Source organism: Paenibacillus sp. 01T47 (assembly GCF_056398245.1).
Genome location: NZ_JBFTPA010000010.1, coordinates 116144 through 128077, shown reverse-complemented (window position 1 = coordinate 128077; position 11934 = coordinate 116144). Strand labels below are relative to the sequence as shown.

The 11934-nt window shown below is 42.3% G+C and carries 5 protein-coding genes and 1 riboswitch; all 5 genes read left to right on the top strand.

Translation table 11 applies throughout. The features are described 5' to 3' along the window. Window positions 1-6 precede the first annotated feature (6 nt). The 5 genes from AC1DOV_RS20230 to AC1DOV_RS20210 all read left to right on the top strand — a co-directional run bounded on the left by AC1DOV_RS20230 (window position 7) and on the right by AC1DOV_RS20210 (window position 11803). Window positions 7-1377 carry an ABC transporter substrate-binding protein gene (locus tag AC1DOV_RS20230; protein ID WP_477509271.1) on the top strand — a complete coding sequence of 457 codons (1371 nt, stop codon included), beginning with the start codon at window positions 7-9 and terminating at the stop codon, window positions 1375-1377. Between the two features lie 259 nt (window positions 1378-1636). Then, window positions 1637-3622, top strand: a complete 1986-nt coding sequence (locus AC1DOV_RS20225) for a methyl-accepting chemotaxis protein (RefSeq protein ID WP_477550886.1) — start codon at window positions 1637-1639, stop codon at window positions 3620-3622. Between the two features lie 148 nt (window positions 3623-3770). Further along, a riboswitch (cobalamin riboswitch) is annotated at window positions 3771-3972 on the top strand. 149 nt (window positions 3973-4121) lie between these two features. Beyond that, window positions 4122-7856 carry a DUF4430 domain-containing protein gene (locus AC1DOV_RS20220; RefSeq protein ID WP_477550885.1) on the top strand — a complete coding sequence of 1245 codons (3735 nt, stop codon included), beginning with the start codon at window positions 4122-4124 and terminating at the stop codon, window positions 7854-7856. A 76-nt stretch (window positions 7857-7932) separates the two neighbouring features. Then, window positions 7933-9453 carry an S-layer homology domain-containing protein gene (locus AC1DOV_RS20215; protein WP_477550884.1) on the top strand — a complete coding sequence of 507 codons (1521 nt, stop codon included), beginning with the start codon at window positions 7933-7935 and terminating at the stop codon, window positions 9451-9453. Window positions 9454-9673: 220 nt separating this feature from the next. Continuing rightward, window positions 9674-11803 (top strand): right-handed parallel beta-helix repeat-containing protein, encoded by a 2130-nt coding sequence (locus AC1DOV_RS20210; protein WP_477550883.1) that lies wholly within the window; start codon window positions 9674-9676, stop codon window positions 11801-11803. The last annotated feature ends 131 nt before the right edge of the window (window positions 11804-11934 follow it).

Below are 11934 nucleotides of genomic sequence, written 5' to 3'. Positions count from 1 at the left end.
CAAAAAATGAAAAACAAAAGCGCTTTGACATGGATGTTGTGTATGGTCTTGTTATTTTCAGTCGTTCTCTCAGCTTGCTCCGGCAATGGTGAAAAGAATAAAACGACTAACACTCCTTCTAATAATACAGCGACAGATGCACCTACCGATGATGCAGCCAAACCGGCTACAGAAGAGAAGCATGAGCCTGTTACGATTAAACTCATTTCATGGTCTGATTCCTACACGGAATTATACAAAATGTTTAACGAAAAATATCCATGGATTACAATTGAACAGGTTCCTGTAAACGGAAAACCAATTATGGAGATCATCGCTACTTTGGAAGCGGCAGGAACACCAGCCGATTTAACTTGGATCGACAGTGATTTGATCTCGTTTGACCAAGCTGGCTTGGTTGAGGATTTGACTCCTTATATTGAGAAGGATATGACATTCCAAGATGTTCAGCTGCCTCAAGGATTTTTTGATACGATGACGTATAAAGACAAAAAATTGGCTGTGCCATTCGTTGACGTACCGATGTGGATACTCGTCAATAAAGATTTGCTTGCTAAGCATGGTGTTGAAATGCCAGCAAATGATTGGACTTACGATGATTTCCGCGATGTAGCCAAAAAAATTACCGATCCAGAAGCAGGGGAATATGGCTTAACGACACAGCCAGAATTTCAAATGCGCGTTCTTAGCACAAAAGCAATTGCTGACGGACATGCTGCAAACATTCATTACTTAAATGAAGATTTGACACAAAGCTTGCTCAATACGCCAGATGTAATGAACGATGTTAGATGGCTTTCAGATTTTGTGTGGAAAGACGGCTCCATGCAGAGCAATGCGAAGGCTAAGGAACAAGGCGATGTATCGAGAGAATTTATTAACGGTAAAACGGGCTTTGCGATCGGCGGAGACTGGGTACTACCTGGCCTCAAAAAGGATGCGAAATTTGAATGGGATGTTTTGCCTTTCCCAAGAGGAAAAGTAAGCCAACCAGGTTATAGTATTTATGGTCCGCTTTCACTGCTCAGCGGTTCCAAGCATAAAGAAGAAGCGTTCCTATGGATTAGCTTCCAATTCTCAAAAGAAGCGCAAAAATGGAAGATTGACCAAGGAGCTAATGCTTCAGTTATCGATCCTGAATTGACAGCTTATTATGATGAAACGCCAATGTGGGAAGGCAAAAACAAGGAAGCTGTTAAAATTGCAAAGGAAAATGCAAAAATACAGCCGGGCGTAACCGTTCCTGCTTGGTCTGAATACAACTGGAACAATATTTTGAATGAAATTATTTTTGATGGAGCAGATATTAATAAACTGATTCCAGAAACGGAAAAATGGAATAAGCGGACGCTAGAGGTTCGTGAATCGTTGAAATAATCGGAGTCTACCTTAAGTAGGCTAATCTCAAAATCACCCTATGTCGCTTAGTTTGCGGCAATAGGGTGATTTTTTTGTATTAATAAGGTATGTAGATAGCCTAAGCTTAGTAATTCATAAACTTAGTCATATAAAATAATTAATAATTTCAATATAAATATGTATTATTTAAGAAGTTTCAATCTAATTGGTTTAATTTACATAACATTTTAGTTAAACTGGTTTAATATAGATAAATTAACAGTGGGGGTTATCAAAAATGAAGATGGGATTACGCTCGTTGACGAATAAATTTATGCTAGTCATGGCCGCCGCATTAGTCATAATCGTTAGTGTGATTCTCATGTATGAATGGAAATCTACTCGTATAGCTGTCGAGCAGCAGCTTCTGGAAAAGGGTCGCACGATGGTTTTATCGCTAGCTCGCACACTTGAGAATATTACGGAGCAGGATTTTAAAACAGGTGTTGTGCTGGAGGATGGAACGAAATGGGACGGAAATAAGCTTAAAGAGGATTTTTTCAACGATACATTGACTGTAAATCCTGAAAGTGAGAAAGTGGCTGAAAAAAGGCTAAAGGACTCAACCTATGCGGGGAAAGAATCGATTTTATACAATGGAGAGTCCATTCCGCTATCTCAATATGAGCTGAAATATGATAGTGCCTATGACCGTTATACGGATTACCGCTGGCAAGGCATTATGGATAGTTTTCTGACGGAGGAAAATGTTATTTTTGCTATTGCAGGCGCTTATTCAGAAAATCCGAATTTTGCGGGCTATATCCCAACACATAATAGCATTTACAGCCCTATGGGAGAAGAATCAAAAGATGCTTGGGGTGACGAGGGGCTCCTTAGTCAAAACTACCGGGCCAATCGGATTTTTAACGATAAAACAGGCTACAATGCCGCTACGAATACGAAGACGGACGATGTCCTTCTGCAAAAATATAATAGACTCATAGACGGGAAAACGGTAGAAACGTGGGATATTTCCTATCCGTTAATTATTGATGGCAAACATTGGGGCGGGGTACGTGTTGCATTGTCAAAAGAAAAGGCAGATGCGCTCATTGCTTCAGAAAGAACGATGGTTGTCATGCAATTTGGCGGCCTGATGGCTGTTGTTTTGGTTGTTTTGTTTCTGCTATCACAATTTATGGTAGGACGTAAGCTTCGTAATATTGTTCATGCTGCAATTAATCTTAATTCTAGCGAAGCGGATCTTACCTATCGTATAGAAAATAAAGGAAATGATGAAATTGCTCGCCTAGGCGAAGAAATCAATCATTTTATTGCCCATATGCAAGGCTTAATGCGGACGATTCGGAACAATGCCGCATCCGTATCGGATTTTGCAGGCCGATTGGGTGTAGGCTCGCAGCAAAGCCGAGAGCTCTCCTCGCAGCTTGCTTCCTCTGTGAATGAGATGGCAATTGGCGCGGAAAATCAAGCAGACGGAGCAGTTGAGGCAGCAAGGTCTATGGAGGAAATGGCGACGAGCGTAGGAAGGATTGCTCACTCCTCGAGCCAAATGTCGGAAGCGTCGAACGATATGCTGCAAGCAGCGGAGCTGGGCCATGAAAAATCGGATCATGCAGTTGGTCAAATGGAACGGCTTGGCGCGGCAACGGCTTCGATATCACGAGTGATCGGGCAGCTTAATGAGCGCTCATCCGAAATCCAAGAGATGGCAGGCACGATTGCTGCTATTGCAAATCAGACGAATTTGCTCGCTCTAAACGCTGCTATAGAAGCGGCACATGCAGGGGAGTATGGCCGTGGATTTGCAGTAGTATCAAGTGAAGTGAGAAAGCTGGCTGAACAGGCTTCGGCTCATGCGGGCCATATCGAAGAAACGATTAATGAGGTGCTAGCCTTGACTGCCGATGCTGTTGGCGCGGTCAATGCAGGAGAGCAAGAAATGGAACAAGGATTACTCATCGTTCAGGAGCTAAAGGTATCTTTTGATACGATATGGAAGGAATCCCGCCTTGTAGCCTCACAAATTGAAGACGTATCTGCTTCAACGGAGGAGATGGCAGCAGGCAGTGAGGAAGTGAGCGCTTCCGTTGAATCGATGGCGCAGGTAGCCAAGGATACTTCAACTCATGCTGCGCAATCGGCAGCGGACACTGAGCGGCAAAATCAGCTCGCAGCTGAAACGCAGCAGCTTGCTTCATCTGTAAATGAGCTTTCGGAAGAGCTTCAGCGTTCGATTAAGAGATTCAAAATTGAGTAATTTGGAGCTGAAGTAGATTTATGATGAAATACTAGTTATAGGCGCATGAAATCGAATAGGGAATCGTACAAGTTGAAAAAAAAACGGTCAGAACCTTTGTCTAATCCTTTCAAATTTGATACAATTCACAAAACAAGCACTTACAATTTCATAGAATAGCTAATATGGTGCTGCCGTGAATCTATTATTCACAAGCAGCTTAATAGGGAAGTTCGGTCAAAATCCGACGCGGTCCCGCCACTGTATCGCGGAGCAGACGATCATGTTGTCCACTGTCATATCACGACGGGAAGGAGATCGTCTAAGCAATGAAGCGAAGCCAGGAGACCTGCCATAGGAGCGCTCTATATTTCTCACGAGGATGGGAGGGAGATGTTTATTCGTGCTTTTGCAATAGGTGGATTCCTATGTTTCCATGCGCACGTGTTTATCCAAACATCTTTCCACAAACGGAAAGATGTTTTTTTGTTGCCAAAAATGATTAAAGGGAGAGAAAACATTGCTTAATTTAAAAAGATTTATGAAAAAGAGTTTGCCTGCAATTTTAAGTTTTGTATTGGTGTTTACTTTATTTGCACCACAAGTAGGTAAAGCGGCAGATCATTCTGCGAATACGTCATTGAATGAGATGATTGATAAGACGGTTGAGTATTATAAAAATAGAAATACAACATTGAATTCTTGGTGGGAAATTGTTGCCCTTTGGGGTGCTGGAGAAAACCTGCAGGATGGCAGTTGGAAGCTGCCTAGTTGGAAGACCGTGGATCCGGGGTTGAAGCCTAATGATAGTGATACAACTCATATCCGCTATATTTATTCATTACTCGCGATGGGTGAAGATCCTGCGCATGCGTGGGAAACGGATCGAAATCTGTATGCGGAGTTAGCTGCACAATTAAATAAGGATACAGGGTCATTCGCCGGTTCAACAAACAGGCATATGTGGGCGATGCATGCACTTGACACGGGTGCAAAGCTTGGGAGTGACGTTGGTAGCTGGGATGATACCTCAAAGAATAAGGCATTAAAATATCTATTAAGTAAACAGTTGAATGACGGTGGATTTGCATTTTTTGGAAAAGATTCTGATCCTGATATGACTGGTATGGGGCTGCTTGCACTCGGCAATTATCAGAATGATAGTGCTGTTCAAGCTGCGATTGTAAGAGTGAAAAATTATTTGCAAACTATAAAGTTAAACCAAGAAAATGTCATGTATGGAAAAAACTCGAGCAGCACTTCTGCCGTAGTAAGCGGATTAACAGCCGTTGGCGAGGATATGTTGTCTGATGTCTGGATGGCTAATGACAAATCAGTACTTGATACTTATTCATTGTTCCAGCTCCAGAATGGAGCATTTAAGAACGATTTAGATAAAGGTTCTAATTCAATCGCTACAGAGCAAGCACTTGTTGCACTTGCTGATATTAAAAATCAGAAAACGGTATGGCAACGTTTAGGTGAAATAAAACTTCCTGTCTTTGTTAACACAAAGGTTAAAGTTGATGGTATTTCTCAAAGTATTTATGATCAGAAAACGGTTAGTTTAAAACAGAATGAAAAGCCAGTTACAGCACTCGATGCTCTAAAAAAGGCACTTAATACAGCAAATCCACCTATCACTTTCAATATTGTAAATAGTAGTATTGGTTCATATGTTCAAGGAATTGCTGGACAAGAAGCTGGTTCATTTGGCGGCTGGGATGGCTGGATGTACGAGGTCAATGGCATTGCGCCAGATGTAGGTGCAGATGCATACCAGCTTAAAGAAAATGATGAGGTCCGATTCTATTACAGTCGTTACCCTGCGCTCTCTACAACAACAAAGCTGAACACCGGCTCAGTTGATCCTATTGTCGACGTTAAGCTTGTGGGTGATCATTTCAGCAGCGAAGCGACTATTGCAAGCAACTGGGCTATTGATTCGGATACGTCAGGACTGACGATTAAATCAATTGAGAAGACGAACGATCAGCACATTAAGATTAGTCTTTTGGGCAAAGCAAAAGACAAGCCATTTACACTACAAGCATTAGCAGCAGCTTCAGAGAGTAAGAAGGAGAGCGAACCGTTTCCGGTTTTAGTTTCTGATTCTGTGACTGTAGATTTTCAGGTTGATGGCATTTCATCACCAATTTATACGAAGCAAACGGTGACACTTAAGAATACAGAAAACCCAGTAATGGTTTTAGATGTATTTAAAAATGCCCTTGATCGAGCAGAGCCAAAGATTGGTTATAAAATAACGGAAAGCAACTTCGGCCCTTATGTATCAGAAATAGCTGGGGAAGCAGCCGGCAGTCTTGGCGGCTGGGACGGCTGGATGTATGAAGTAAATGGGATTGCTCCAGAAGTTGGCGCAGACGCATATGAGCTTAAGGAAAAAGATGTCGTTCGCTTCTATTACAGCAGATATGCTGAACTTTCTACACAATCAACGATTACAAGTGGTGCTGATAATCCGTCGATTGACGTAAAGCTTGCTGGTGACGAGTTCACTAGCGTTGCGGCCAATATCGAAAATTGGACTATTGATACTGGAAATACAGATCTAAAAGTAAAATCACTTGTTCAAGATGGCAAGAACATAAATATTTCTTTTGAAGGTACAGCAAAAGGCGGAACAATAACCGTTAAAGCATTAGCTGCTGCGTTAGTTGGCAAAAAAGAATCCGATCCAATTGTAATCGCTATACCTCGTGAAGTGAGTGAAACAACGGATCAAAATTTTGCAATTCATGAGAATGAGAAGGTTGTCACTCTTGGTACAGCAAGCAATTCGCATGTAACTAACAATATCAGTCTTACATTTACATCGGCTGCATTGCCACAGGTAACAGCTATTCGTGGTACGACAACGTTGGAGATTCCAGCTAATACAAAGGTTACATCAACATGGGATCAAAAGCTGCTGCTTCCTAAAAATTTGAGCATAGATGATAGCGGTCTAACGACTAAGTTGAATAGTGTTTTGTCTGCTGACAATAAAAAAGTCGATGGAATTTCAATTCGCATACAAGCGGGCGGAAATGAAAAAATACAATTTAATCAACATGTTACCCTTACTATTAAAGGTCAAGGCGATAAAGAAGTTGGATTTGTAGATCAAGCAGGTGTGTTCACGCAAATTAAGAAATATGCTGATTCATCAGCTCGTACGGATGAGGTCTATGCTTATAATCAAAACGGCGATCTTATTATTAAAACAAAGCATTTCACAGAGTTTTTAGCTTATACAACAACGACAGCTTCGACTGGTGGAGATGGTGGTACCCTTCCGGTAGCGGAGACCATTACTCTATCAGTTGAAAAGCGTACTGTCAGCACGGGTGATTTGGTTGCTCCATACACTGTAACTCTTAAACAAGGTGATACTGCCTTTACTGCACTTAAACGTGTGCTTGAAGAGAAGGGTGTTTCTTTCAAATATATAGGTTCGGATTCAAGTATTTACGTACAAGCAATTGGTGGTCTTGCTGAATTTGATCATGGTGAGAAAAGCGGTTGGATGTACTCTGTTAATGGAACCTTCCCGCAAATAAGTGCAGGTTCATATGTGCTTAAAAAAGGAGATAATGTTCGCTGGCAATATACGAAGGATCTAGGTGCGGATATTGGAGCAACGGTTCCAGGGGATACTGGTGGACAGGTTCCTGGAAAAGACCCAGAAGTAAAGCCAAATCCATCTGCAACAAAATACTCAGATGAATCAAAAATTGCAAGCTGGGCTTTGGAAGCAGTAAACAAAGCAACGGCTCTAGGCTTCATGCAAGGCACAAGTACGAGCAATGCAACATTCGAGCCTACACGTAATTTGACGCGTGCTGAATTTGCAGCGCTAATGGTTAAGTACTCCGGAGCAGACCCTATTATGGAGGATTCCGGCTTTAAGGATGTTAACAGTGGGACATGGTATTATGGTTATGTTAAAGCAGCCAAAGAAAAAGGATTGATGTCAGGTGTAACTGAAACTTCTTTTGCACCGAACCAACCGATTACAAGACAAGAAATGGCTGCCGTTTTAGTTAGACTTAAAGGTCTAGCTGATGAGAATGCACCACAAGCAGCAATTAAGGATCGTGACGCTGTTGCAGCGTGGGCTGTTCCTTATGTAAATGTAGCTTACCAAAAAGGTCTGATGACAGGAGATAACGGCAAGTTTAATCCACAAGCTCTTGTTACACGTGAGATGGCTGCTGTTACGATCATCCGACTTCATGAATTGAAATCATAATTTACTAAGCTGTCTCGTAGGCTATTGCAATAGCTGCGGGACAGCTATTTTCTTGAAAGGAGAGTGTGGATTCAGGATGAACAAAAAATATGTATCGCATAAACCATTATTATTGCTGGTTATATACGCATTAATGCTTTCTTGCGTGAGTTCGGCTCTGCTGCCTATGCAGCGCGCAGCAGCGGCAGAAACGATGGCGGTAGAGAATGAAATGACATCAGCTGCGAAACAAATCTTAAGCAGCGGCACCATTAGCGATTGGGAAGCGATTGCCTTATATCGTTCTGGTCATGCGGTGCCAGCGAGTTACTTGAGCGGGCTGGCTTCTTATTTAAAAGAGAACAAAGGTGAATTCCGCAAAGTAACCGACCTTGAACGAATGGCTATTGCGATTAGAGCGGCAGGTGAAGATGCAGCCTCCTTCGCTGGCTACAATCTCATTCAAAGCATCTACAATCATTCGAGAATGACGAATCAAGGTACGAATGGCGTGATTTTTGCATTGATTGCTATGGATAGCGGTAACTACGAGGTGCCTACAAACGCTTCATGGACACGTGCGAAGTTAATAGACTGGCTGCTCAGCCAGCAAAATACGAGTGGAGCATTCCCACTATCGGAGAAATCCGAGGATAATTTAGATATAACCGCCATGGCGATTAGCGCACTCGCTCCTTACCAAGAACAAGTAAAAGTGAAAAGTGCAATCGACAAAGCTGTAAAATGGCTGTCTTCTGAACAGCAAGTAAATGGCGGCTTTAACGCGTTTGGAGACGACAACAGTGAGAGTGTAGCTCAAGCTATTATTGCTTTGGCAGCTATAGGAATTAGTCCAATGGAATCCAGCTTTATGAAAAAGAACGGGAATCTCCTAACGAGCTTATTAAGGTTCCAGCTTGCGGATGGTAGTTTTGCACATGCACTCGGTCAGCCATCAAATGAGATGGCAACGGAGCAAGCGTTGATGGCGTTAGCCGCGTACGACCGCTATAGCAAGCAAAAGCCGGCGTTGTTCAACATTTCGGCAGATACAGAATTGACGGGCAGCAAGCCGCAATTTGTAGACAACAACCTCATTTCCGTATGGGCCTATGATGCTGTTTATAGCGTGTTCGAAGCCAAAGTTATGGTAGGGGTAAGCGGTTCGGAGCTTCGCTTTGATCCGAAGAAGCAGATGACAAGAGCTGAATTCGCAACCTTGCTCATCAATCTATTGGAGGAAGCCCCTGCTAATGAAGCAGCAAAAGTGTTCAAGGATGTTCAGCCTGGCGCATGGTATTACGGAGCCATTATGCGTGCCAAGGAACTGGGCATCATTCAAGGGATTACAATAGACTCGTTCAAACCGAACCAAGCGGTAACAAGACAAGAAATGGCGATCATGATTGCCAAAGCTTTCAAGCTTAAGGGCAGCACAGATTCGCTTCCTTTCAAAGACGAGAGCAGCATTCATGAAAGTGCAAAAGCATACGTCAATGCCGTATATGTGAATGGCTTGATGCAGGGCTCGAACGGCAGCTTTAATCCAAAAGCGGTCGTTACGAGAGAAATGGCAGCCGTAGTAGCAGATAAACTGCTGGAATTGCCGGCAGCCTAAATTCAGAAGAAGCGAAATGAAAGAGCAAGCTGCTCTTTTGTTTCGCTTCTTTTTTTGCATCTTACTACATAGGAAGGAAGCCCCTTTTTCCACTAAACGAACCAAATTCAGGATTTTGTTCTTTATAAAGAATATTGGTAGTGGTATATTTAAGAGGTTGAAAGGAGGAGCACTTATTTCTTGCAATCAGATGATTTGAACCGCAAATAGGAGGCTTAAAGTGAATATATTAAAGCTAGTCATGTCACTAATGCTCGGATTACAGCTATTGCTAATACCTAATCAGGCTTCGGCAGAAGCGTCGGATTCCAAAGACTATTATCTAATTGAACTTTCTAAGTTTGGCATTTATAACGATGGCACACATCCTGTTGAGACAACAAAGGGCATTAACAATGCACTGCAATGGGCGGTTAAAAATGGGAAAACGACGACATCACTGCCGCCGGGTACCTATTTAATCGATAAAGCTAACCGGATTAATATGGTCAGCAATATGGTGTTTGATCTCCCGATGGATGTGGTGCTCCAGAAGGAAACAAATGATAAAGAGTCGTATCAACTCATGTATTTGGGTTATGGCGTTCATAACGTCACGCTGAGAGGCGGGACCTATGCAGGTGACAGGGAAACACATAACTATTCTAAAAAAGACAATAAGCACAGCTCAGGCACACATGAAGCTGGTTATGGCATTTTTACACAAGGAGCTTATGATATTACCATTGACGGTGTGAAATCGATTAATTTTACAGGCGATGGTCTCATACTGGGCGGTTATGGCACGATGGCAAAGGATTTGTATGAAGATCATTTTGTATTAGGCGCATTCGATGATAAAGGAAAAAATGTCGCGAATGCAAAAAAGCTTCGAACGAAGCAGCCTCTTAATTTTACGAACACGATTTTTAAAACGGAGAAACAATTTGAATTGTCGAATGCGATTAAACTGCCATATAAATTTGATATCTTCTTCTATAAAGCGAACGGAGCTTTTATTAAGAAGCTGGTAAATGTGAAGGTGCGCGAGCTCATCGACATACCGGAAGGAGCGACGCAGTTCCATCTTGTATTCGAGCAAGCGACCAAAAAAGGCGCCTATGTGGAATTTTGGAACAAAAGTGTAACGAAAAACGTGGTTGTGAAAAATTCTGAATTTGCTTATAACCGTAGGCAAGGGATTACGGTCGGCGGTGCTGACCAAGTACTTATTGAGAACAACGTTCTTCATCATATCAAAGGGACGATGCCGCAGTCGGGAATAGATGTGGAGGGCGGTTTTGGCGAGAACGGACACCGCAACAGCAATATTACGATCAAAAGCAATAAATTTCACGATAATGCTTCGTACGATGTCATTCTATATGATGGAAAAGACGCAATCGTAGAAGACAATCATTTGGCATCAAAAGGTGCGATTGGGCTAGCCATCTCCGATCCATTTAAAGGGGCCATGATTAAAGGCAATCACTTTGACGGCTCGCGTATTGCCGCGGCTCACGATGCCACATTTATCGATAACAAGATGAATGATTCCTATACTTCGTTTACGGGTCCTAATATCAAAATAGATGGAATGACCTTTACGGACTCTATGTTTTTAATTAGTGCGAAGGATTCTTTTGGAGTGAGTGCATCGAACATCATTATGAATAACAACAAAAAGAGTGATTCTGGTCTATCGCTTTGGGGAAAACCGATTCGATTGAAAAACATAACGATTAACGGCGAGGGCAAGCTTAGGGTTGTAACGGGCGGTATAACCGAGGGCTCGATCATCGATAACTTAAAGGTAACCGGCTTTAATACCGATTCCGGGTTAACGCTGCCTCCTGCCACATATAACAACTGCGAATTTATCGGAGCCGCGGGAACGGGTAAATTTGGATCGATTGCGATTTCACAAGCCGGCAAATATGTGTTCGATGGCTGTACCTTTCAATCACCGCCAGCGCTTAGCACATTAGTGATTGCTGAACATCCGAAGCTTGATTTGACGATCAAAAATTCGACATTCGAGCTATTAGGCAACTCTCAAGCCATTAGTGTCCAATCGGCGAAAAACCTGCTGCTGGAGAATAATACGATTACAGCGGAAAAACTAACCTCCGATAAAACAGAAATTGTGCGCATCAACGATTATTGGAAACGGAATAATCCGCATGACGTTCTGAAGGCTGTAATTAGAGGAAATACGATTACAACCAATTTAGCTGCGATCGGCATCACCACATTATATGCGGGAACAGGAGCACCAGCCTATCTCATTGAGAACAACACCTTATACACAGCTAAGCTGGTTCAAAAGAAAAATGATATTTTGAAAAACAATTCGATTAAGAAACAATAGGCTGGCAAACGTTAGCTTTTATAAAAATGAGCATCCGTTTTCTTCAATTGAAGAGAACGGATTTTTTATTGTATTTTTCCGATTCGACGCGGGGGTAGGTAAATAGCTATAATAAGGAAATGAAGTTGCTT

Coding starts and splice junctions, on each gene's coding strand:
- AC1DOV_RS20230 (WP_477509271.1), top strand. CDS start 7: ATGAAAAACAAAAGCGCTTTGACATGGATGTTGTGTATGGTCTTGTTA.
- AC1DOV_RS20225 (WP_477550886.1), top strand. CDS start 1,637: ATGAAGATGGGATTACGCTCGTTGACGAATAAATTTATGCTAGTCATG.
- AC1DOV_RS20215 (WP_477550884.1), top strand. CDS start 7,933: ATGAACAAAAAATATGTATCGCATAAACCATTATTATTGCTGGTTATA.